20 protein-coding genes and 1 other RNA gene are annotated in these 22069 nt (G+C 45.2%); 18 read left to right on the top strand and 3 right to left on the bottom strand.

Annotated features, from left to right (window positions below):
• The first annotated feature begins 16 nt into the window (after positions 1–16).
• From dnaG to MHI15_RS06915, 7 genes are all read left to right on the top strand, one after another.
• The gene (dnaG, locus tag MHI15_RS06945; RefSeq protein ID WP_341164269.1) at positions 17–1852 is read left to right on the top strand and encodes a DNA primase; all 1836 of its coding nucleotides are present in this window, start codon (positions 17–19) and stop codon (positions 1850–1852) included.
• A 40-nt stretch (positions 1853–1892) separates the two neighbouring features.
• Entirely contained in the window at positions 1893–3026 is a 1134-nt protein-coding gene (rpoD, locus tag MHI15_RS06940) for an RNA polymerase sigma factor RpoD (protein WP_036683799.1), read from the top strand.
• 110 nt (positions 3027–3136) lie between these two features.
• Complete coding sequence (locus MHI15_RS06935; protein ID WP_341164268.1) at positions 3137–3961, top strand: hypothetical protein; 825 nt, start codon at positions 3137–3139, stop codon at positions 3959–3961.
• Positions 3937–4737 (top strand): tRNA (adenine(22)-N(1))-methyltransferase, encoded by an 801-nt coding sequence (locus MHI15_RS06930; protein ID WP_438357076.1) that lies wholly within the window; start codon positions 3937–3939, stop codon positions 4735–4737. The genes MHI15_RS06935 and MHI15_RS06930 overlap by 25 nt, the downstream gene beginning before the upstream one ends.
• Positions 4713–5828 carry a Nif3-like dinuclear metal center hexameric protein gene (locus MHI15_RS06925; protein WP_076098536.1) on the top strand — a complete coding sequence of 372 codons (1116 nt, stop codon included), beginning with the start codon at positions 4713–4715 and terminating at the stop codon, positions 5826–5828. Before MHI15_RS06930 ends, MHI15_RS06925 begins: the two co-directional genes overlap by 25 nt.
• Before the next feature lie 64 nt (positions 5829–5892).
• An RNA gene (rnpB, locus tag MHI15_RS06920) (RNase P RNA component class A) lies at positions 5893–6295 on the top strand.
• A gap of 71 nt (positions 6296–6366) precedes the next feature.
• Positions 6367–6522 (top strand): hypothetical protein, encoded by a 156-nt coding sequence (locus tag MHI15_RS06915; RefSeq protein WP_341164267.1) that lies wholly within the window; start codon positions 6367–6369, stop codon positions 6520–6522.
• Positions 6523–7527: 1005 nt separating this feature from the next.
• Here MHI15_RS06915 and MHI15_RS06910 read toward each other — a convergent pair.
• The gene (locus MHI15_RS06910) at positions 7528–8748 is read right to left on the bottom strand and encodes an aminotransferase-like domain-containing protein (protein ID WP_341164266.1); all 1221 of its coding nucleotides are present in this window, start codon (positions 8746–8748) and stop codon (positions 7528–7530) included.
• Between the two features lie 93 nt (positions 8749–8841).
• On the opposite strand from MHI15_RS06910, the gene pdxR reads away from it, so the two are divergent.
• Entirely contained in the window at positions 8842–10272 is a 1431-nt protein-coding gene (gene pdxR, locus MHI15_RS06905; protein ID WP_248549389.1) for a MocR-like pyridoxine biosynthesis transcription factor PdxR, read from the top strand.
• A 5-nt stretch (positions 10273–10277) separates the two neighbouring features.
• Here the strand turns inward: pdxR and MHI15_RS06900 are convergent, their stop codons facing one another.
• Positions 10278–12212 carry a S8 family peptidase gene (locus MHI15_RS06900; protein ID WP_341164265.1) on the bottom strand — a complete coding sequence of 645 codons (1935 nt, stop codon included), beginning with the start codon at positions 12210–12212 and terminating at the stop codon, positions 10278–10280.
• 316 nt (positions 12213–12528) lie between these two features.
• Between MHI15_RS06900 and MHI15_RS06895 the strand changes: the two genes are divergently transcribed.
• The 6 genes from MHI15_RS06895 to thiI all read left to right on the top strand — a co-directional run bounded on the left by MHI15_RS06895 (position 12529) and on the right by thiI (position 17252).
• A complete protein-coding gene (locus MHI15_RS06895; protein WP_036683764.1) occupies positions 12529–13026 on the top strand; it encodes a YpuI family protein in 498 nt (165 codons plus the stop codon).
• Between the two features lie 199 nt (positions 13027–13225).
• On the top strand, positions 13226–13414 hold the full coding sequence (locus MHI15_RS06890; RefSeq protein WP_370511262.1) for a DUF1540 domain-containing protein: 189 nt from the start codon (positions 13226–13228) through the stop codon (positions 13412–13414).
• Between the two features lie 12 nt (positions 13415–13426).
• Positions 13427–13837 (top strand): hypothetical protein, encoded by a 411-nt coding sequence (locus tag MHI15_RS06885; protein ID WP_038572882.1) that lies wholly within the window; start codon positions 13427–13429, stop codon positions 13835–13837.
• A gap of 186 nt (positions 13838–14023) precedes the next feature.
• Positions 14024–14728 (top strand): lytic transglycosylase domain-containing protein, encoded by a 705-nt coding sequence (locus MHI15_RS06880; protein WP_038572880.1) that lies wholly within the window; start codon positions 14024–14026, stop codon positions 14726–14728.
• 82 nt (positions 14729–14810) lie between these two features.
• Entirely contained in the window at positions 14811–15962 is a 1152-nt protein-coding gene (locus MHI15_RS06875; protein ID WP_341164264.1) for a cysteine desulfurase family protein, read from the top strand.
• Between the two features lie 3 nt (positions 15963–15965).
• Positions 15966–17252 (top strand): tRNA uracil 4-sulfurtransferase ThiI, encoded by a 1287-nt coding sequence (gene thiI / locus MHI15_RS06870; protein ID WP_445667998.1) that lies wholly within the window; start codon positions 15966–15968, stop codon positions 17250–17252.
• A gap of 67 nt (positions 17253–17319) precedes the next feature.
• Here thiI and MHI15_RS06865 read toward each other — a convergent pair whose 3' ends face one another.
• Complete coding sequence (locus tag MHI15_RS06865; RefSeq protein ID WP_076278783.1) at positions 17320–18012, bottom strand: TerC family protein; 693 nt, start codon at positions 18010–18012, stop codon at positions 17320–17322.
• A gap of 171 nt (positions 18013–18183) precedes the next feature.
• Between MHI15_RS06865 and MHI15_RS06860 the strand changes: the two genes are divergently transcribed.
• From MHI15_RS06860 to MHI15_RS06845, 4 genes are all read left to right on the top strand, one after another.
• Positions 18184–18843: a TerC family protein gene (locus tag MHI15_RS06860; RefSeq protein WP_076136549.1), complete on the top strand. Its 660-nt coding sequence runs from the start codon at positions 18184–18186 to the stop codon at positions 18841–18843.
• 220 nt (positions 18844–19063) lie between these two features.
• Positions 19064–19573 carry a hypothetical protein gene (locus MHI15_RS06855; RefSeq protein WP_076217856.1) on the top strand — a complete coding sequence of 170 codons (510 nt, stop codon included), beginning with the start codon at positions 19064–19066 and terminating at the stop codon, positions 19571–19573.
• A gap of 205 nt (positions 19574–19778) precedes the next feature.
• On the top strand, positions 19779–21620 hold the full coding sequence (gene typA, locus MHI15_RS06850; RefSeq protein WP_076129029.1) for a translational GTPase TypA: 1842 nt from the start codon (positions 19779–19781) through the stop codon (positions 21618–21620).
• A 129-nt stretch (positions 21621–21749) separates the two neighbouring features.
• Complete coding sequence (locus tag MHI15_RS06845) at positions 21750–22046, top strand: YlaH-like family protein (RefSeq protein WP_036683721.1); 297 nt, start codon at positions 21750–21752, stop codon at positions 22044–22046.
• The last annotated feature ends 23 nt before the right edge of the window (positions 22047–22069 follow it).

Genomic DNA, 22069 nt, shown 5'->3' with positions numbered 1-22069 from the left:
ATTTATTTGTTAAGAGATGAAGGTGGTTGAAGTGGCTAGCGGACACGGCAATATTCCGGAAGAGGTTATCGAAAGCGTGCTTGCGCGTCATGATATAGTCGATACAGTCGGTAAGGTTGTTCATTTGTCCAAGCAGGGGAAATATTTATGGGGCCTCTGCCCGTTCCATTCGGAGAAAACCCCTTCCTTTACTGTTACCCCCGACCGGGGAGTATTTCATTGCTTTGGCTGCGGTATGGGTGGAAATGCCATCAAATTTAGGATGGAAATCGAAGGATTAACCTTCCCCGAAGCTGTCAGAATAATGGCTGAAGAAAGTGATATTCCCGTTCCAGAAGGTAAGGGAGGTATGATGTCTCCTCCTGATCCGGAACGCGACCGGTTGATTCAAGCTTATGAATGGTCGGCAAAGTTCTATCATTACTTGCTGAAGAACACGGAACACGGCAAAGCCGCTATGGACTATTTAAGAGGCCGGAACTTCAGTGATAAAATGATTGATCAGTTTCAGATCGGATATGCTCCGGACCGCTGGGATACTTTGCTGCAGTTTTTGGAGAAACGAAATTTTGATCTTGCGGAAATGGAGAAAGGCGGACTTCTGTCAGCCCGCGGTGAGGGCAAAGGCTATTTGGATCGTTTCCGTGGCCGGATTATCTTTCCGATTGCCAACCGTACAGGCAAGGTAATCGCATTCGCCGGAAGAATACTTGGAGAGGGTCAACCTAAGTATTTAAATTCTCCGGAGAGTAGGTTGTTTAACAAAAGCCGGATATTGTACAATTTGCACCAGTCCAAAGCATCCATTCGCAAAACTCGACAAATCGTCCTGTTTGAAGGATACGGAGATGTCATCTCATCCTGGGAAGCGGGTGTGCATAACGGCGTAGCAACGATGGGAACGTCCTTGACGGAGGGTCATGTGGCACTGATGAAAAGCCTGGCTGATGAAATTATACTGTCTTACGACGGTGACCGGGCGGGACAAGCAGCAGCCATGAAGGCCATTCCGATGCTTGAAGGCAGCGGCCTGCGTGTAAAGATCGCCTTACTGCCAAGCGGGGTGGATCCGGATGAATTTATCTCCAAGCATGGAGGAGAAAGATTTAAAGATCAGGTTATTGAATCAGCAGTTTCATCCATAAAATTTAAGCTTATATATCTAAAAAAAAACCATATACTCCTAGAGGAAGATGGCAAAATCGCCTATGTCAAGGAAGCCTTAGAAGTTATTGCTTCACTGCATTCCTCAACAGAGCGAGAGGTTTATCTGAAGGAAATCGCTGCTGAACTCGAACTTTCCTATGATAGTTTGAAGCAGGATTGTAATTTACTTAGGGCATCGATGCAAAAAAACATCCCTGAAGGGGATAATAACGACAAAAGGTGGAATAATGGTAGGCATAAAAAAGGGCAGGTGCAGACACCGACCTTACTACCCGCTTATCATGTCGCGGAACGGCGTCTATTGTCCTTTATGATTCAGGACCCGGAAGCCGCCACGTATGTAGGCGAACGCCTCGGAGAAGATTTCAACATCGTTGATCATGCGGCAATTGCTGCTTATCTATATGCCTATTACGCGCAAGGCAAACCACCCGGCATTAGTCGGTTTCTATCATCACTTCAGGATGATCGTCTGGAGAAAACTGCGACATCAATATCCATGATGGATACCCCTCCGGACTGGAATATGCAGGTTCTAGATGATTGTATTCGTGAAGTGCGGAAATACCCACTGCAACGCAAAATGGAACAGAAGCGTGAAGAGATGATTCAGGCTGAAAAGTCAGGTGACTTTTTGCGTGCGGCACAAATAGCAAGTGAGATTATAGCCCTAGAGAGACAATGACATGTTGACAGGATGTACCTAGGGAGGAGGGAGTCGAATTATGGCGAACGATCAGCATACTGAATTGGAAGCAGAATTTACTTTGGATCAGGTTAAGGATCAGCTCATTGAGCAAGGTAAGAAAAGATCATCATTAAATTACAAAGATATTATGGAGAAATTATCGCCGTTTGATCAAGACCCCGAGCAAATGGAGGAGTTCTACGAGCAACTCAGTGATTTGGGAATTGAGGTTGTAAACGAGAACGATGAAGAGGTTAACAGCCTCCGACCAAGTGAGGATAATGAGGATAAAGACAGCGATGATTTCAGCTTTGATGACGATCTGTCGCTGCCACCAGGGATCAAGATTAATGACCCTGTCCGTATGTATCTAAAAGAAATCGGACGCGTTCCTTTGTTGTCGGCTGACGATGAAGTTGAGCTTGCTATGCGGATTAAGAATGGCGATGAAGAAGCTAAACGCCGTCTTGCAGAAGCGAACCTGCGTCTCGTAGTAAGTATCGCGAAACGTTATGTCGGACGCGGTATGCTGTTCCTGGATCTGATTCAGGAAGGTAATATGGGTCTGATCAAAGCAGTAGAGAAATTTGACCATAACAAGGGATTCAAATTTAGTACGTATGCGACTTGGTGGATTCGCCAGGCCATCACTCGTGCGATTGCGGATCAGGCGCGTACCATTCGTATTCCTGTACACATGGTGGAAACGATCAACAAGCTGATTCGGGTTTCTCGCCAATTGCTGCAAGAACTGGGACGCGAACCTTCCCCAGAGGAAATTGCGGCTGAGATGGAACTGACGGTGGAGAAAGTTAGAGAGATCATGAAGATTGCCCAAGAACCTGTATCCTTGGAAACACCAATTGGTGAAGAAGATGACTCTCATCTAGGAGACTTCATTGAGGATCAGGAAGCATTGGCTCCTGCGGATGCAGCGGCTTATGAACTCCTGAAGGAACAACTGGAGGATGTGCTGGACACGCTCACGGAGCGTGAAGAGAATGTACTTCGTCTGCGTTTTGGCCTTGATGATGGACGGACAAGAACGCTTGAAGAAGTCGGCAAGGTGTTTGGTGTTACCCGGGAACGGATCCGCCAGATCGAAGCCAAGGCATTGCGCAAACTTCGTCACCCTAGCCGCAGTAAACGGCTTAAGGATTTCCTTGAATAGTATTTCATGAACTGGACCTTCTGCTGCTCAGTGGCAGGAGGTTCTTTTATTTGAATTTACGCTGGTAAAAAATGTGTTGACCTTGTGTATCTGGAAAGAAGGATGAGCCAGTGAATTTGGAAAAACGCGACATCATTATAAAAGAGATTCAGTATTGGAGAAAAAGCCGGTTGCTGCCAGAGCAGTATTGCGATTTCTTAACCAATCTGTATGACGATGAGGATGCGAATAAGGATAACAATCCAATTTCGCTGAGAAATTTACAGCAAGGAAGCATCAAAATTTGGCTGTTTTCTTTTGGAATTATTTCCTTGATTTTCTTGATTAGTCTTTATTTTAGCGTTTTTCCCTGGCCTTTGCAACTTGCAACCGCACTATCTGTATTAATTATTTGTTATGGATACTCCGCCGTTTATAAGGACCGGAACAATGTTATCAGTTTTATCCTAGCGGGGCTGGGCAGTGTTTTAACGCTTGGTTTTGGGCTATGGCTGATTGATTTGCATGATCTGGATCCTCAGCTCTGGAGGCCTATTCTAATTGGGTGCTGCGGCTTGTTATGGTGTATTTTGGGATTTTTACTCCGGATAGGTTTGTTGCAGTACTGTGGTTTTGCTTTTTGGGCATTACTGTATGCAGGGTTCTTCGGTGGAAGAAGCCCGGAGGCCTCTATATTTGAACTGGAGTTCCTATGGCTGCCATTGTGTGTGCTGATGGTATGGTTAAGCTGGCTTTTGCATCATAAGGTAAGAGGTGTTGCCAGTGTTTATTTTGCAGTGGGAGTATCGCTTTGGATCATGCCAGAGCTTGACGCTCTTTTATTAAGACAGGATTATCCGCAGTGGATTTCATTGATGCTGATCCTAAAGATTGCAGCAGGGTTAGCTTTGTTGTTTGGGTTTCGAAAAAAATGGATAACGTGGGTGGCAACATGAACAATGTGAAATTATCAGATCGGCTTCAGCAATTGCTGGAGCAAATTCCGCAAGGAAGCAGATTAGCAGATATCGGTTCCGATCATGCCTTGCTTCCTGTGGCCGCTGTCGAAAGCGGTAAGGCTGTGTTTGCAATTGCAGGTGAAGTAAACCCGGGTCCCTTTGATGCTGCTTGTAAGGGCGTTGCAGAGGCTGGACTAGGGAAGGTGATCTCGGTGCGCCGTGGAGATGGCCTTGAGGTTCTGGAACCTGGTGAAGTCAATTGTATCACGATTGCTGGCATGGGAGGCGCATTAATTGCCGCGATTCTGGACCGGGGTCAAAGCCAGGGGAAGCTAAAAGAGGTTACAACCCTTTTGCTTCAGCCGAATGTAGGCGAGGATATTTTGCGCCGCTGGTTATTAAATAATAAATGGGTACTCGTAGCTGAGAGAATTTTGGAAGAAGACGGGAAGCTATATGAAGTATTGACGGCTGTACCAGAAAATACGGAAGCTGGAATTACAAATGAAAGTGTATATCGTGAATTAACCTTGGGGGATTCCGCTAAAGTCCTTGGGCAAGAGGCCTTGCTTCAAATGGGACCATGGCTGCTTCAAGCGCCAAATACTGTGTTTTTTGCTAAGTGGCAGGGTGAGATTCAGAAATTGGAAGGCATTTTAACATCGTTGTCACGTTCAGAACTCGAATCTGCTGAGCATAAACGGAAACAGATTCAAGGTCAGATCAGGGAAATTACGGAGGTGCTACAATGTTTGCCAAGGGACAAACAGTAATTCAGTATATGGAGCAACTGGCTCCTAAGCATTTAGCTGAGGATTGGGACAAAATTGGCCTTCAACTGGGCACGCTGCAAAAAGAAATCACTAATGTATTAGTTGCTTTAGATGTGAATGATGAGGTAGTTGAAGAAGCGATTCGTCTAGGCTGCAATTTGATTATTGCGCATCATGCGATTATTTTCCGTCCATTGCAAGGAATCCAGACAGACACACCGGCGGGCAAAATGTATGAAAAATTAATTAAGAATGACATTGCGGTGTACATCAGCCACACGAATCTGGATGTCACCGAAGGTGGAATGAATGATTGGATGGCTGAAGCTCTTGGCATAGAAAACGGAGTACCCATCAAAGACATTCACTCCGAGCAATTATCAAAGCTGGTAGTATTTGTGCCGAAGGATCATCATCAGAAGGTTCTGGATGCTATTCTGAATGCTGGAGCAGGGGCAATTGGCAACTATAGTCATTGCAGCTTCAATATCGAGGGATACGGTACTTTTATTCCAGGAGAAGGCACGGATCCTTATATCGGGGAAAAAGGTAAGATGGAACGTGCCGAGGAAATTCGTATTGAGACGATCGTCCCGCACTCCATCCGCAATAAAGTGGTGCAGGCTATGCTTAAGGCCCATCCTTATGAAGAGGTTGCCTATGATTTGTACTCAATGGATCTTAAAGGCCGCAGCTTAGGACTTGGGCGGGTAGGAAAGCTCAAAGAGCCTACAACCCTTGGACAATTCGTGGAGACGGTAAAAAAAGGCCTGAAGGTAGACCATGTACGGGTTGTTGGTGATTTGGACCGTCCGATTCGTAAAGCTGCCGTTCTCGGCGGCTCGGGTGGAAAGTATTATAACAGTGCTATTTTCCGCGGTGCGGATGTCCTGGTTACTGGGGATCTGGATTATCATACAGTTCAGGATGCTGCGCTCGCCGGAATCACTCTGATTGATCCGGGACATAATGCGGAGAAGATCATGAAAGAGAAAGTAGCAGAGTGGATGGCTGGAAAATTGGCCGAGCATAAGTATGATACAGCTGTGCATGCTTCGCAGGTGAATACGGAGCCATTTAAGTTCCTATAAAATTGCCATTTAATAATGCTTGTGCCAGACATGTGATGTCTGTATAATATATAATGTTGTTCGGAAAGTTTGACAGACAATCGCCGGTGACGTGAAGACGTCACGGGAGGAAAGTCCGGGCTCCATAAGGCAGGATGCTGGATAACGTCCAGTCGGCGCGAGCTGAAGGATAGTGCCACAGAAATGGACCGCCGATGGCCGCCTTAGGGCGGCACAGGCAAGGATGGAACCGAGGTGTAAGAGACCCCGAGGAACGCTGGTGACTTCGTTCCTGGTAAACCCCATCTGGAGCAAGACCTAATGAGACGCAGCTGAATAAGCAGCCTTAGCCTGAGGCGCGTCTAGGTTGGTCGCTGGAGCTGTGCAGTAATGTATGGCCTAGATAGATGATTGTCGCTTATGGTGGGAGGGTAGTTCCCGATCGAACCACGACGAGCACAGAACCCGGCTTACGGCAAACTTTCCTAACTGCAACGTTATAATAACAACACCATACAAACGGCGACGTATCCCGGTAACCCGGCTTACGCCGCCTTTTTTGTTGCAAACAAATGCGGATACGGCAAATATATATAAAGCGGTGAATGCGATAACATGCAGGGATTTGGAACGTGATATGCAGAAATTAGACTTTTTAGAAGAATTGCTAGCGGCTGATGGGCTGATGAGCAGATGGCTGGTGGTTGATGAATAGATGGCTGGTGGTTGATGAATAGATGGCTGGTGGTTGATGAATAGATGGTTGATGGTTTGATGAGCTGATATGCTAACGGACCGAGATGCAGCTATTTGTGTATTTTATGCCTTTTTGGAGGAGTTTCGGACTGGAGAGCCGTTATTCGGCATAAATAGGGTGGATATCGGGCGTTTTGGATCGAATAGTGACTATGGGGTCCGATAGCAAACCAAATGAGCGGAATTGATGCAAATAAGAGCGCTGGGGTCCGATAAAAACCTCCAGAACTCCAGAACTCCAGAACTCCTGAACTCCATGGTTACTTTGACGCCAGAATTAGACTAGTAGCTAGCAAACTGTAACAATGCGGAGCTTGGCTAATCTTCTGCGGAAAGATTGGTATCAGAAGCATCATATCAATAAGAACCTCTGGCTGTACTTCGCTGTGAAATCGGAGTTAATTGAGTGGTAGATGTGTTGAGTAACTAGAGGATGTTTGGTGATGCGGAAAGCGAAATGTGGGAAATGGAATATATGACGTGCAAATTTGCTGAATGCGAAATGAGATGTGTAGAAATACGAATGTGGAAATGCGAAATGAGATGTGTAGAAATGCGAATGTGAAAATGCGAAATGAGATGTGTAGAAATGCGAATGTGAAAATACGAAATGAGATGTGTAGAAATGCGAATGTGAAAATGCGAAATGAGATGTGCAGGAACGCTGAAATGTGGAAATACGAAATAAGCTGTACAGAGGCGCTGAATAATGGAAATACGAAATGTGACGAGCAAAAATTGCTGAATGTGAAATGTGAAATGTGAAAATACGAAATGAGCTATGTAGTGCCACAAAAGTAAAAATACAAAAATGTGATTTGCAGAAATGCGTAAAGGTCACATTCTGCAAATGCGCAAAAGTGAAAGCTCAGAAATCTGCTCACAAAAAACGGCTTCCCCGTCCAATAAAGGATGGAGAAGCCGTTTTATTTTGCCATCGTAGGTATTGATTACGAGCAGTTGTTTACGACCGAACGATGTTTTGATTTTGCTGCCATTGTACCAATGCTTTCTCTAGACGCTGGACAGCAACAGGAACTTGCTCTGGTGGCGTGTGTGTGAAGTTAAGGCGCATTTTGTTTTTGTGAGGCTCCGCTGAATAGAATACCTCTCCGGGTACGAACGCTACTCCGTTTTCCACTGCCAGCGGGAGTAATTCCTTAGTATTGATCTCTTCGGAAAGGGTAAGCCATAGGAACATGCCGCCTCTTGGCTCGAGGAAATGTGCTCCTTCCCAGTTATGTGATCTGAGTTCCGCGGACAGGAGCTTCATACGCGAATAATACTCTCTTGAGATGAGGCGGATATGCTGCTCAATATCAAAATGCAACAGCAGTTCATCTAAAGCACGCTGGTCGATGGTGCTGGAATGCAGATCGGCTGCTTGCTTTGCCTTGGCGATGGTCTTGATTAGTTCGGAATCGCCGATAATCCAGCCGGTGCGTAGGGCAGGGGCGACGATCTTGGAGAAGGTCCCTGTGTAGACTACACAATGATCCCCGCCGAAGCTTCTATCGATGGAGGCTAATGAGGGTGGATATAGAGTTTTATCTTCATCAAAGGTTATTTCTCCATAGGGATTGTCCTCTAGAATAAGAACACCGTAACGGCGGCAGATTTCAACCACCTTCTCGCGGCGTTCTTTACTCCATGTTGCTCCAGACGGATTGTTGAAGGTCGGAACTGCGTATAGCAGTTTTGGCCGATGTATCCGAATCTGCTCTTCCAACTGATCCGGCAGAATGCCATGTTCATCATTTGGTATCGAATGAATAGCAGCCCGGTAAGAACCGAGCACTTGTAGTGCTGCCAGATAGGTGGGCGCTTCCACAAAAACTGCATCGCCGGGATCCAGCAATATTTTGCATAACAGATCTATAGCTTGCTGTGAGCCTGTAGTCAATACCATCTCAGAGGCTGTAACCGGGATGCCTTGCCGGGTAAGCCTTTCAGCAATTTTGTCACGTAGTGGAGTAAAACCCTCGGTAAGCCCATATTGAAGCGCTGAGGTGTCGCTGGAGAGCACGCGATTATAGGCATCACGTACGGCCTCCAAGGGAAACAAATCCTCCCCAGGCAGCCCGCCTGCAAGTGAAATGATGTCATTGCCCTGTGTAACTTTTAGAATCTCCCGAACTGCTGATGATCCTAGATGATTGGCTGCCGTTGAGTATTTGATATCCATAAATTAGTTCTCCACCTTTCGATTTGATGCTATCATAATAGGAGTGCTGTATAACAGTAAAGCGTTGAATATAACAGTGGAGGTGAAGGGTTCATGCATATCGATTTGAATCGCAGCGGCAGTAAAACTCTGCCCCATCAAATCAGTGAAACCCTCAGTCAGCGGATCTCATCAGGACTGCTTCAGCAAGGTGTCCGGCTGCCCTCCGTTAGAAGTCTAGCTATAACATTGAACGTGAGTCAGGTTACAGTAAGCAAGGCTTACGATATGCTTGAGAAACGAGGACTTATATACTGCAGACAGGGCAAAGGCTGCTTTGTGGCCGATCCAACCCATAATAGACGTCAAGAAGAGGGTTGCTGGCAGGATTTATATGATGATTATTTGCCGAGGGCTCAGCTTTGGCGGAATTTTGATGTTTCAGAAGTGAAATATCCCTTTCATTTAGCCGCCATCCACAGTGAGCTGCTGCCACTTCAAGATATTGGTGACACCTACGCATCCTTGGTCAAAGAGCAACCGGAGCTTATGGCAACCTACGGGAATTTTCAGGGAGATCTTGAGCTGCGGAATGTCATGAGAGAACATTTGAAATCGCGTGGGATTTCGCTAACTTCTTCCGATTTGATGATAACCAGCGGGACCCAGCAAGGCATTGATCTGGTGGCTCGTACATTTGTTGGTCCTGGAGATACAGTCTATCTTGAGGCGCCTAGCTATACTGGTGCTATTGATGTTTTTGCGGGACGAGGTGCAGAGATGATTTTTGTGCCTACGGATAGTGAAGGGATGCGAGTGGATGTTCTTACAAAAATGTGTGATCAAAGACCTCCAAAGCTAATTTATACCATCCCTACTTTTCAAAATCCAAGCGGCGTAACTATGAGCATCACAAGAAGACAACGACTGCTGGAATTAGCGCGCAGCTACCGTTGCCTCATTGTTGAGGATGACCCATTTAGTGATTTATATTTCCATGCACCACCACCTAGGGCGATTAAATCAATGGATCCCGATGGACATGTAGTCTATATGAAAAGCTTTAGCAAAGTACTTGCACCTGGTTGCCGAATCGCCTGTGTGGCTGCAGAAGGAAATATTCTGTCCCGGCTGATCGCCGCTAAATCTGCGAGTGATCTAGGAAGTCCCTTGCTGACACAGAAGGCCGTATTACCCTTCATCGCTGAAAAATACGACGCCTACGCAGCACAGCTACGAATAACACTCCGTGGTCGTATGGAAAAGGCGGCGAAGCTTCTGAAGCTGTACGCTCCGCCTGGAGTGAACTATATTCTACCAGAGGGAGGACTTAATCTCTGGCTGGAGCTGCCCCCTTCTCCTGATATCGCAAGCCTGCATGACTTGGCGGAGCAGGAGAGCATTTCTTTTTTACCCGGTGATGTCTGTTACTCTGCGGAAACGCCTTCCCGCCACATCCGTCTTTGCTATTCGCAAATGAAGGAATCGGAAATGGAGGAAGGGTTACAGCGGTTTCTGCGCTTACTTGGCCGGTTTTTGCAATGACACGGTTATGGGGTGTTATTTGTTCTTTGTTTTAATTGATTCATTTGCTGGCGTACATGTTGAGGAAAAAGCTGCAATGGAACTTGATTGCCGCTTGCCGCTTGTAGCGTTTTATAAATATCGACCTGACCCCAGCCAAAGTATTTATCATGGCCGGAAGTTCCCAGATCAACAGCGTTTTTGGTCATAAGGTCCATAACTTCCTTATTCGTCAGATTAGGATTCAGTGAACGTACCAGACCCGCCAGCGCAGCGACATGGGGACTGGCCATCGACGTGCCGGATAAAGCGGCATACTGGCTGTCCGGATAGGTGCTTGCGATGCTTTCTCCGGGTGCAGCGACATCAATATAATCGCCGTAGTTGGAGAAGGAGGCTTTTTCCCCTGAAGCATTTGTAGCAGCCACTGCAATCACTTCGGGATAAGCTGCAGGGTATCCAGGCCGTTCTGTATTATCATTGCCTGCTGCAGACACAAGCACGATGTCCCGGTCATAGGCGTATTTAATCGCATCATGGAGGAACTGCGAGTCGGCATAATTCCCTAAACTTAAGTTAATAACCTTTGCGCCATTGTCAGCTGCCCATATGATACCTTCTGCTACGGAATAAGTCGTTCCGGCACCTGAGTTATCTAGCGCTTTTACAGGGAGGATCTTATTGTACCAGCTGATGCCAGCTACACCTTCCCCGTTGTTAACAAGTGCGCCAATGATTCCAGATACATGTGTACCGTGACCTACATCATCCTCGGGTGTGGAACCATTGGTAATGGCATTGTAACCAGTCAAAAGCTTACCTTGTAAATCAGGATGATTAATCTGTACTCCCGTATCGACTACGGCTACAACCACTTCTTTGCTGCCTTTGGAAAGATTCCAACCTAGCTCAGTTTCAATCGCCGGGAGGTTCCATTGGTAAGTGGAGAATAACATGTCGTTAGGCGTGACAGTTCCTTCAGCGTTTTTAGTGATGGTATCATTGGTTAAATACATATAGTGAGGTTCCGTATACTCGGGATGCCATTTGTTGGTGAAATAGGATTTCAGCTGATAATAGGTCATCTTCTCAGAGCGAAAGATATAGGCATATCCCAGCTTGCGTGGCTGCTTGCAGTGGATATCGGCGGTTATCGTCTGGAGCTGTCCCTGAGTCGGAGCATTTCCCTTAAAACGGACTACAATTTCATTCTCATAAAAATGGCTGGCATTTTCGTTATCATGGCCGGTCTTGACTGTAATGTCCTTTAAGTTATCGGTATGGACTGATTCCACATGGTATTTGCCTTCCTTAGGATACGGAATGAGACGCAGGTTCTTCAGCTGATGGTCTGCCACACGCCCAAGCACCTTTTGGTTAATAAGAGAAATAATCCCTACATTTTTCTGTTTGTTCCGCTGAGCGATAAAGTAATATTTTTCTTTACCGATTGTAAACGTTGGAGATTCATAGGATTGATGACCGTGGATTGCTGATTTTGCCGTATTGAGATATTTTAGAAGCTGTTTGTTCTCCTGTTCGGTTCCTTTTGGAAAAGACGACTTAAAGGTCTCAGTCTTTTGTGTGCGGAAATCGATCCACATCAGCATGGAGATAAACCCGTGGTCTTGCTGCAATCGTTTCGCATACACTGATTTATCATGAATCGAAGACATCCCGTCTGTTTCAGACAGGAGTTTAGTTAAGTGTCTACTGACATCGACTCTATTCAGATGATCTGTTGCCTCCACATCCTGGCTTAAGGAGGTTTTCTTTAATGTTTTTTCCTGAGAGGGATTTGGAGGTGAATGCAAAGCTGAAGTTGGAGCCGGATTCTGAACAGCGACTTTTGCGACATCTCTGGTCGTCCCATTAGTGGCAGGGCGCAGGGCAAAGGTAAGTAACCCAACTGTAAAAGCTGCTGTAACCAAACCTGCAACTGTTAGATTTTTTCGTGACATGATTTCCGCTCCTCTATGCAATGTAATGTCTATAGGTTTAGAAGAGAGCGTATCTTTTATGCATCTTAGAAAAGGATACCTTCCTAACGTTTTTTATGATAATATCAGAGAGAATAAGTATCTCGAATTGTCTTCTTGATTTTGTAAGAGATACCTCATTAGATGTTGTTCTTAATAATTGTTCAGAAGGTTAGACTTCTCTGTGTTCACATCCTGATATTGCAAGAATAAAGAGATACGTCTTTAGGGCGGTTTCTTTCAGAGGATTAACTTTATTGACTACAAGAGCAGGGAATAATAAGGAGGAGCAACCGCTATGTCAGCAGCCAATGTGCAGAAATTATGTGAATCGACGAGAGATAAACTTAAAGTGGTAATCGACAAAATGGAAGTATTTCTAAATGAGCATGCATTGCCTCAGCTTGTAGTTGAGGGAGATGAGGAAACCGTACAATTTTACCAAGGTTTTCTGTCCGATCTTCGTCACCTATTAGTGTTCTCGGAAATGTCATATGAGAAATTAGGCGTTGCGCTGCGTCGTGCGACATTCGATGAATCTTTTGCACAGAAAGCGCTTTATAATGTATATCACTATGGCGTGAACAACTTCTTTTATCCGAAAAATGAAAGCTATTCTGAAGATGGCCGTTACGCTTATACAGGTCAGGATGCAATCCGTTTCCGCAAAAAGCCAGTACGTCCCGCGCGTGATATCATCCTAGAAATCACCAAAACGTATGAAGATCTTCGCGATGATCTCATTTATTATGAGAACGACTATTTGACCGAGAAACGTATGCAAAATCAGGTTTAACTTCTAAATAGTGATCTAAAGGGATCAGCACTTTGTCATTTTGTAATGACGATGAGCTGGTCCTTTTTTGCGTGGATTAAAAGCCCTGTCTCGATACATCAACTGGAAACCACTCTGTCGAATAGCGGGTAAATGGAGCGGACATAATGAAGCCGAGGTGATAATTATGTCGAGTGAAAAACCATTAGTAAAATGTAGCGTGAGCAATTGTCATTATTGGGGCGAGCATAATTTATGCCGGGCTGAAGAAATTGTCATCGAGATCGATAAGCACGTAGGCAATGGTTATAAGGAAGAATATGCTGAAGAAATGACAAATGAAGGTCACCGCGATCATGCCAGTACATCATCTGCAACATGTTGTCTGACGTTTAAGCCGAACGCTTAGGAGGCCGCCAGAATGGACACAGAAAAGGATAATGAATCAAGCTCATCACGGGAACAATCCGGTCCGAGAAAAGTCATTCTTCGTCCGCGGAGAGTGGACTATCCTCGTCGGGACAGAGAGCATCGCGAAGAATACGCTGCTGAGGTAAATCCGGTTCCAATGCAGGTTCGGGATGCCCCGCGGATAGTGGAAGAGCGCAAGGACAGTGAAGCGGAATATAGTGGAAGCCGGGTAATGGGGTATGTTGGACTGGGGATGGGGATCGCCTCATTGTTCATCTGGTCCTTTATTCTCGGACCCATCGCTGCCGTAGTTGGTTATTATTCCTATGTCAAAGAGCAAAAAACGCTTGGGGCATGGGCAATGGGCTTAGGGATTGTTGCGACACTAAGTTACTTCGTGATGATTCCCTTTGCGCGCTAAAAAGAACTGAATGGCTTTGATCTAAACAGGCTTTTAGACCTAAATATCAGGGTCTGAAGTCTGTTTTTTCATTCCAACATATAGCAATAATCTCAGATAAAATGTAAGATTAAGCCGTAATTCATCGAAATTTCAACGCGAAACCTTATATATGATTCGAGTAGGACAAAAAAGGAGTGCGCCAGCATGCAGATCAATCCCGCTGTAACCGACGGGTTAGGGCAGCTTAAATGGATCAACCTTAAGGCTACAACCGAAAAAACTAGCTCCGCGAATGGAAATGAACGGTCAACGGGAGTTTCAGCTTCTGGATTTGCGACAATGCTTCAGGCAATGTCAACGAGTAGTGAAAGTTCAAGCTATTTGACTTCTCTCCCGGATGCAACTTCAGTCAGCAGCTTGTTATGGCAGCAGATAGGTGGGACAACAGAAACCTTCAATAACATAATTTCCGGGGAAATAACGGGTTCCACACCTACGAGCTATGATGATCTCATCCAGAAGGCGAGTGCTAAATATGGCGTGCCGATTGATCTGATCAAAGCAGTGATTGATACTGAATCTTCGTTTAATCCTAATGTGGTCTCTTCGGCAGGGGCTAAAGGTTTAATGCAGCTTATGGATGGGACCGCGAGCGGCTTAGGGGTTACTGATTCGTTCGATCCGGCGCAAAACATTGATGGCGGCGTACGTTATTTATCTTATCAACTGAAACGCTTTGGCGGAGAGGAAAAGATGGCACTTGCAGCGTACAACGCAGGGCCGGGACGGGTAACAGATCTGGGAGTAACCAATGATCAGGAATTATTGGAGAAACTTAGCCTGCTTCCAAAAGAGACACAATCTTATATCTTTAAAATAGAACGCGCTCGCGCTCAATACGCGGTATAATAAAAAGGATCAAACGGGAAACACCGTTTGATCCTTTTTCGATAATAAGTTCACTCAACGAAGTAAAGGAGACATTTGACATATGCTTTACTGGGATTATGCCGCCGCTACACCGCCCTATGTAGAAGTGGTGCAGACGATGGAACAAATTATGAAGCTGCATTATGCGAACCCTTCCTCTTTGCACCGTGCGGGCAGTGAAGCGGGTAAGCTGATCAGACGGTCGCGTGAAGTATGCGCTGCTGCTTTATCTGTACAACCGCAGGAGATTCTATTTACTTCTGGTGCAACGGAAAGCAATAATTTGGCGATAAAAGGCGCTGCTCTGCAATATCAGACTAGAGGCCGCCATTTGGTAACTACAGAAATAGAGCATCCCTCTGTATATGAGAGTTTCCTGCAATTGCAGCGAATGGGCTGGGAGGTTACTTTTGTAGCACCCGATAGCACTGGCGTTGTTGATCCTGAGCGCGTAGCTGCTGCTGTCCGGCGCGACACAGTGCTTGTTAGTGTGATGCATGTCAATAACGAGATTGGAACGATACAACCGCTTAAAGAGATGGGGAAGCTGATTAAAGCTGTGAATCCGCGAACCTTATTTCATGTAGATGGTGTTCAGGGATATGGTAAGCTTGCAGTTGACTTAAAGGATTGGCAGGTGGATCTTTATAGCCTGTCTCCTCATAAGCTTCGAGGCCCACGTGGAGTGGGATTACTGTATATCAAAGAGGGAATTAAGCTATTCCCATTGCTTACAGGGGGCTCTCATGAAGAAGGACAACGCGCTGGAACTGAAAATGTACCTGCGATTGTCGCATCCTCCAAAGCTATCCGCATTAGTGGTGAGCAGCGCGAAACCTTCGTTGCCCAGTTGGTTCCACTCCGAGATCGATTATTACGCTTCTTGCGCACCGTTCCTGAATTTGTTATAAACAGCAGAGAGGATGGAGCTCCCCATATTGTGCATTTCTCTTACCCTGGCATGAAGGGAGAGGTATTCGCCCGCAAGCTGGAGGAACTGGGGATGGCTGTCTCCACCCGTTCGGCCTGCTCCTCACGACTGGCTGAGCCTAGTCGTGTATTATTGTCTATGGGTAAAGATGTCTCCAGTGCTTCAGGTGGGATTCGTATTAGCCTTGGCGACAGTCATACAGATGAGGATGTCGCTGCGCTTGAGCAAGCATTAACCACTGCGGTACAAGCTTTAAAGATTGCTGAAGGAGGAATGAAGTAACAAATGAGCATGATGAACAAGGAATCTGCAGAAGGCAGAGCCCATAGTATAGAATACGCTGATATGCTGCTCCTGCGTTTTGGAGAGTTTACTTTAAAGGGCAAAAATCGTACCCGATTTGAAAAAACCGTACTGCGTCATGTGAAGGAATTGATTAAGCCTTATCCAAACGTAGTTCTGAGCAAGGAATTCGGAAGAATTTACGTGGAATTGAACGGGGAATCTGCGATTGAATTGGTACAAGCACTGAAGAATGTATTTGGCATTGCTTCAGTTAGTCCAGTGAAGGTTTCTAAGTCAGAGCTTGAGGATATTGTAGCGGTCAGCCGTCAATTTTTGGAGATAATCGCGCCTGCTCCGGGCACCAGATGTAAGGTTAATGCTCGGCGGGTATGGAAAGAGTTCCCTTACGGATCCATTGAGATGAATAAACTGATCGCGACACCACTATTGCAAGGATATCCTGGCCTCACCGTAGACGTTAAATCGCCTGAATTAGAGCTGAGGGTCGAAATTCGTCAGGGACATACTTATATTTTCTGTGAAAATATTGCCGGTGTAGGTGGATTTCCATTAGGCACTAATGGAAAAGCGATGTTATTGCTGTCCGGTGGCATTGATAGTCCCGTAGCAGGCTGGTCATCCATGCGGCGCGGACTTGAAGTGGAGTGCGTGCACTTCTACAGTTATCCTTATACAAGCGAGCTTGCTAGACAAAAAGTTGTGGATCTTGCGCGGGTATTGTCACGTTATGCGGGTGTAATCAAGCTGCATCTGGTACCCTTTACTGAAGTGCAGACTTCCTTTACCGGCATCGGCCAGGATAATCTGATTATTACACTGATGCGACGGGCAATGCTGAGAATTACTACCCAGCTTGCTGAGCGCGAAGGTGCATTGGCGATTGTAACCGGGGATAGTCTGGGACAAGTCGCTAGCCAGACCTTGCCAAGCATGAACGTGATTGGCCGGGCGACAACCCTGCCCCTTCTGCGTCCGCTGGTAATGATGGACAAAAGTGATATTGTGGACCTGTCGAAGAACATCGGTACCTATGATTTGTCTATCCTTCCTTATGAGGATTGCTGTACTTTATTTGTTCCAAAATCACCTACAACAAATCCGAATTTACGGATTGTGGATAAGATAGAGGCTACACTTCCGGGATATTCTGAACTTTTGGAAGCGGCGATTGAAGCCACAGAGACCGTGTTAATCACTCCCTATGGAGATGAGAAGCCTAGTGATGTTGTAAGTGTCGAGGCTGGATTACAGGAAGAATGGTTCTAAAATAATAAACCAAAAAACTGCCTTGAAGCGTAGTGAAATCTACGTTCTGAGGCAGTTTTTTTGTGGTTTAGACGATTGTGCCCTCCTGAGGCTCTTCTGGTTTTGATTGGCGTTTCCAATGTCCCGCTGCCAAAATACCTATAATGATCACGATTATAAACAGATATTTGAGCAGCGGATGATGATCAAAAAATGGCGCAAGCTGATGTTCATCCGTAATCATACTTGAAGCAGTGAAACCTAAGACAGCAGAACCAATATAAATGATCCATGGATATTTGTTGATTAATTTAATAAAAAGGGTACTTCCCCACACAACGATGGGAACACTGATCAGCAGTCCTATGATAACCAATGAGATATTATGCTTGGCAGCTCCGGCAATGGCGATCACATTATCAAGGCCCATGGCAGCATCAGCTAAAATGATTGTCCCTACAGCGGACCACAAGCTTTGACCTGCCTTGATATCTGTTGAAGTGTTTTCACTGGTTAACAGCTTATAGGCAATCAGAATGAGTAAAATCCCTCCGGCAAGCAGTAACCAGGGGATTTTCAAGAGCCATACGACCAGAATCGTTGCGAAGATCCGCAACACTACAGCACCTGCTGTTCCAAATACGATAGCCTTCTTTTGCGTGTCTGACGGTAAATTACGCGCCGCTAGACCGATCACAATGGCATTATCTCCCGCCAAAATAAGATCTAGAAAAATAATGTTGAGCAGCGATAATATAAACTCCCAAATGGATGTATTCAAAGCGAAGTCACTCCCAAGTTTGTTAGATTGAGCTTCAAAATATGCTTAGTTTTGTATACGCAAAAAAAGGAGCCAACATGCGTTCACGCTCAAAAAAAGTTGGACAGGAAGCATAGCTTGTCATTTCCGAACATACAAGTAGTTACATGTGACTCGGGGAGGTAAGTGCGAATGGATTCATTATTGCTCCTTGGTGAAATATTGATGATTAATCTGGTGCTGAGCGGAGATAATGCAATGGTTATCGCAATGGCCAGCAAGGATCTTTCGGCGAAGCACCGAAAGACTGCAGTATGGTGGGGCTCAGCAGGCGCAGTTGTTCTGCGGTGTTTGCTTACTTTTGTTGCGGTATTGCTATTAAAAATCCCTTATATTCAGGCTGGAGGGGGAATGCTGCTGCTATGGATAGCGTTCAAGCTGCTTTTGGAGGAAGAGGAGGATCTCAGAGTAAGGGAATCATCCTCAGTCTGGAAAGCAATCCGAACGATTCTTGTAGCAGACTTCATTATGAGCCTGGATAATGTACTAGCTATTGCAGGAGTAGCTAAAGGAGATTTGGCTTTAATTGTCATCGGGATTGCCCTTAGCATTCCGATAGTAGTGTGGGGAAGCGGCATTATTGTAGGCTGGCTGCACCGGTTTCCAGTGCTCGTATTTATCGGTGCTTATATATTGGCGTTTACAGCAGGGGATATGTTGCTTCAGGATGCAAAATTAGGGACGATGCTCTCCTTTTTGTTCCCTTCCTCACATTCCTATTTGCCCATTGCCTTAGGAATATTAGTTGTCGTTACGGGAGCAATAAAACGCAGAAAAACATCTGCAGGTTAATAAATTGCAATAAAAGGCAATACTAAACGGACATCTCCATAAATTGGAATTGTCCGTTTTTTTTGCGTGATCAGAAGCGGTTATCGACACTGATTAATCACAGGGAGTGATGGCATTTTGTGTATGTTTCGGATAATATATGAGTAAGAATCCTGTCGCTTTCAGGCTATAAGGTGACGAGGAAATGAGGTAGACGTGAAATTGAAGGGATGGGTGAAGGATGTCTTCAAAGAAAGATATACAGCTAGGAATTTTTATTGTTGCTGCTGGCATCGTGATTTTATTAGGTAAGCTGGGCGTCTTCGGATTTTTGGGGCGCGCGCTTTGGCCTCTAGTGATTTTAATTCCAGGAATAGTACTACACATGTTATTTTTCAGCCGTCGTGCTTCGGCCTCGGTATTGGTTCCTGCCGGGATATTAACGGTGTATGGTTTGTTGTTTGGCCTCTGCAATATTTGGGGATGGGGGCTTATGAGCAGCTTATGGCCTGTGCTGTTGCTTGGTCTTGCCGTGGGCTTGTATGAATACTCCATCTATGAACCTAGACGGACGGGTGGCCTGTCAGCAATTGCTGTAACATTAGGCTTACTAAGCCTTGCGCTTTGTATTTTCAGCCTTATGGGCACCGGCGCGATCTACCTGATCGGGATTGTATTAATAGCTGTAGGAATTTGGCTGATTACCGGTCGAGGCAGAGCACGTGGCCGGAATAGATGGTATCGAAGCTAATTGCTGTAGGATCTTGTGAAAAAAAACGGAAATTGGTAACTGTTTTTTCATAAAAAGACTTGCTTTTCATGGTACTTTCACTATAATATTAATGTTATGTTGAAGCGTCGGCTTTCTGCCTGGCGCTTCTTTTGTGAGACTGCCGTGACATGCTATGAATTTTAACAGTTTTAATTTGATAAATGAGAGGATTTGGATACAAATCATGCATTCAAGAAAAGATATTCGCAACATTGCGATCATTGCCCACGTTGACCATGGCAAAACAACACTCGTCGATCAGCTCCTTCAACAATCGGGGATCTTCAGCGCCCATGAGCACTTGCAAGAACGTGCTATGGACTCTAATGATATCGAACGGGAACGTGGAATTACAATCCTAGCTAAAAATACAGCAATTACTTATAAAGAGTTTTTGATCAACATTGTGGATACACCTGGACATGCTGACTTTGGTGGCGAAGTAGAACGGATCATGAAAATGGTTGACGGTGTATTGCTGGTTGTTGATGCTTATGAAGGCTGCATGCCGCAAACGAAATTCGTTCTGCGTAAAGCATTGGAACAAAAACTTACACCGATCGTTGTCGTGAACAAGATTGACCGTCCAGCTGCTCGTCCTAAGGAAGTTATTGATGAAGTGCTCGATTTGTTCATCGAACTTGAAGCAAATGACGAACAATTGGAATTCCCTGTTGTTTATGCATCTGCTCTTAATGGTACATCAAGCATGGTTCCTGAGAAACAAGATGAAACGATGCTTTCGCTCTACGAAACCATTGTTGAACATATTCCAGCTCCAACCGAAAGTGTTGAAGAACCGCTTCAATTCCTCGTAACGTTGATGGATTATAACGAATACTTGGGTCGTATTGCGATTGGACGTGTTAACCGCGGTGTGATCAAACAAGGTCAATCTGTAACAGTTATTATGCGTGATGGTAAGAGCAAAACTGCACGTATCGAGAAATTGTTCGGCTTCCAAGGTTTGAAACGTATTGAAACAGAGCAAGCGGGCGCAGGGGATATCGTTGCTATTGCAGGGATCAAGGACATCAACATTGGTGAGACCATTGCTGATCCTGCAAACCCTGAAGCACTTCCGGTTCTGAAGATTGACGAACCAACCATGCAAATGACATTCCTAGTGAATAACAGTCCTTTTGCTGGTAAAGAAGGTAAATGGGTAACTTCCCGTAAACTACGTGAGCGTCTATTTAAAGAACTTGAAACAGACGTGAGTTTGCGTGTGGAAGAAACTGATAGTCCTGATGCATTTATCGTTTCTGGACGCGGTGAGCTTCACCTTGGTATTCTGATCGAGAATATGCGTCGTGAAGGTTATGAAATGCAAGTTTCTAAACCACAAGTAATCATTAAAGAAATCGACGGTGTCAAAATGGAGCCGCTTGAGCGTCTAATGATTGATATTCCAGAAGAGAGCATGGGCTCTGTTATGGAGAGTCTGGGTACTCGTAAAGCCGAAATGGTCAATATGATTAACAACGGTACGGGTCAAGTACGTCTGGAGTTCCTGATTCCTGCACGTGGATTGATTGGTTACAACACTTACTTCTTGACTTTGACACGCGGTTACGGCGTTATGAACCATGCTTTTGACAGCTACGCTCCACTGGTTGCTGGTCAAGTTGGCGGACGTCATCAAGGTGTGCTTGTAGCAAGTGAGACTGGATCAACAACTCAATACGGAATCGTGGGTGTTGAGGATCGTGGTATTCTCTTCTTGGATGCAGGTACAGAAATTTATGAAGGTATGATCGTAGGCGAGCATACCCGTGATAACGATATTATCGTTAACATCTGTAAGGAAAAAGCACTTACCAACATGCGTACCTCAGGAAAAGATGATACTGTAAAAATGAAGACACCACGCACCTTCTCTTTGGAAGGCGCACTTGAATATTTGAACGATGATGAATATTGTGAAATTACACCTAAATCCATTCGTTTGCGTAAAAAGATTCTGAACAAAGGCGAACGCGAACGTGTAGAGAAACAACGTAAAACAGCACAAGCCAACGCGTAAACACATGCTTATGAATAAGACCGCCGGATTATTGCATCCGGCGGCTTTTTTTAATATAAGAAACAAAAAATTCCCCTACTGATGATATAATGTAAACGTATCTTAAATTTGGGAGGAGTGCGGTTATCTATGCAGGTGTGGTTCGCTGAGCATCCAATCGTCGCTTATATTGTTATCTTTATATTGCTTACTTTTGTTTATAATCAAGTCTTTCGTGTGAATCAAAAGTTATCGATTGGCAAGGAAATCATGCTCTACATAATGATGGCGATTGGCTCTGGCATGCTCCTCATTTTCCAACATGATAAGCTTCCGATTATCCAGTGTCTGTTGGTTGCTGTCGGATTAATGCTGATGGTACGGATACGTTATATAGTAGAAGCTCGACAGAAGAGAAAGGCTGCGGCAGCAGCGAAGAGATCGTAATCGCAACTTTTGTACCTTAAGGA

Source organism: Paenibacillus sp. FSL H7-0918 (genome assembly GCF_038007025.1).
GTDB lineage: Bacteria > Bacillota > Bacilli > Paenibacillales > Paenibacillaceae > Paenibacillus_AQ > Paenibacillus_AQ odorifer.
Note: the sequence above shows the minus strand (reverse complement) of the source record. Positions and strands in the feature narration are given on the sequence as shown.

Bases quoted from the DNA above. Each gene is read 5' to 3' on its own strand.
- dnaG (WP_341164269.1), top strand. From the start codon at position 17: ATGAAGGTGGTTGAAGTGGCTAGCGGACACGGCAATATTCCGGAAGAG.
- rpoD (WP_036683799.1), top strand. From the start codon at position 1,893: ATGGCGAACGATCAGCATACTGAATTGGAAGCAGAATTTACTTTGGAT.
- MHI15_RS06930 (WP_438357076.1), top strand. From the start codon at position 3,937: ATGGATAACGTGGGTGGCAACATGAACAATGTGAAATTATCAGATCGG.
- MHI15_RS06925 (WP_076098536.1), top strand. From the start codon at position 4,713: ATGTTTGCCAAGGGACAAACAGTAATTCAGTATATGGAGCAACTGGCT.
- MHI15_RS06910 (WP_341164266.1), bottom strand. From the start codon at position 8,748: ATGGATATCAAATACTCAACGGCAGCCAATCATCTAGGATCATCAGCA.
- pdxR (WP_248549389.1), top strand. From the start codon at position 8,842: ATGCATATCGATTTGAATCGCAGCGGCAGTAAAACTCTGCCCCATCAA.
- MHI15_RS06900 (WP_341164265.1), bottom strand. From the start codon at position 12,212: ATGTCACGAAAAAATCTAACAGTTGCAGGTTTGGTTACAGCAGCTTTT.
- MHI15_RS06895 (WP_036683764.1), top strand. From the start codon at position 12,529: ATGTCAGCAGCCAATGTGCAGAAATTATGTGAATCGACGAGAGATAAA.
- MHI15_RS06885 (WP_038572882.1), top strand. From the start codon at position 13,427: ATGGACACAGAAAAGGATAATGAATCAAGCTCATCACGGGAACAATCC.
- MHI15_RS06880 (WP_038572880.1), top strand. From the start codon at position 14,024: ATGCAGATCAATCCCGCTGTAACCGACGGGTTAGGGCAGCTTAAATGG.
- MHI15_RS06875 (WP_341164264.1), top strand. From the start codon at position 14,811: ATGCTTTACTGGGATTATGCCGCCGCTACACCGCCCTATGTAGAAGTG.
- thiI (WP_445667998.1), top strand. From the start codon at position 15,966: ATGAGCATGATGAACAAGGAATCTGCAGAAGGCAGAGCCCATAGTATA.
- MHI15_RS06860 (WP_076136549.1), top strand. From the start codon at position 18,184: ATGGATTCATTATTGCTCCTTGGTGAAATATTGATGATTAATCTGGTG.
- MHI15_RS06855 (WP_076217856.1), top strand. From the start codon at position 19,064: ATGTCTTCAAAGAAAGATATACAGCTAGGAATTTTTATTGTTGCTGCT.
- typA (WP_076129029.1), top strand. From the start codon at position 19,779: ATGCATTCAAGAAAAGATATTCGCAACATTGCGATCATTGCCCACGTT.
- MHI15_RS06845 (WP_036683721.1), top strand. From the start codon at position 21,750: ATGCAGGTGTGGTTCGCTGAGCATCCAATCGTCGCTTATATTGTTATC.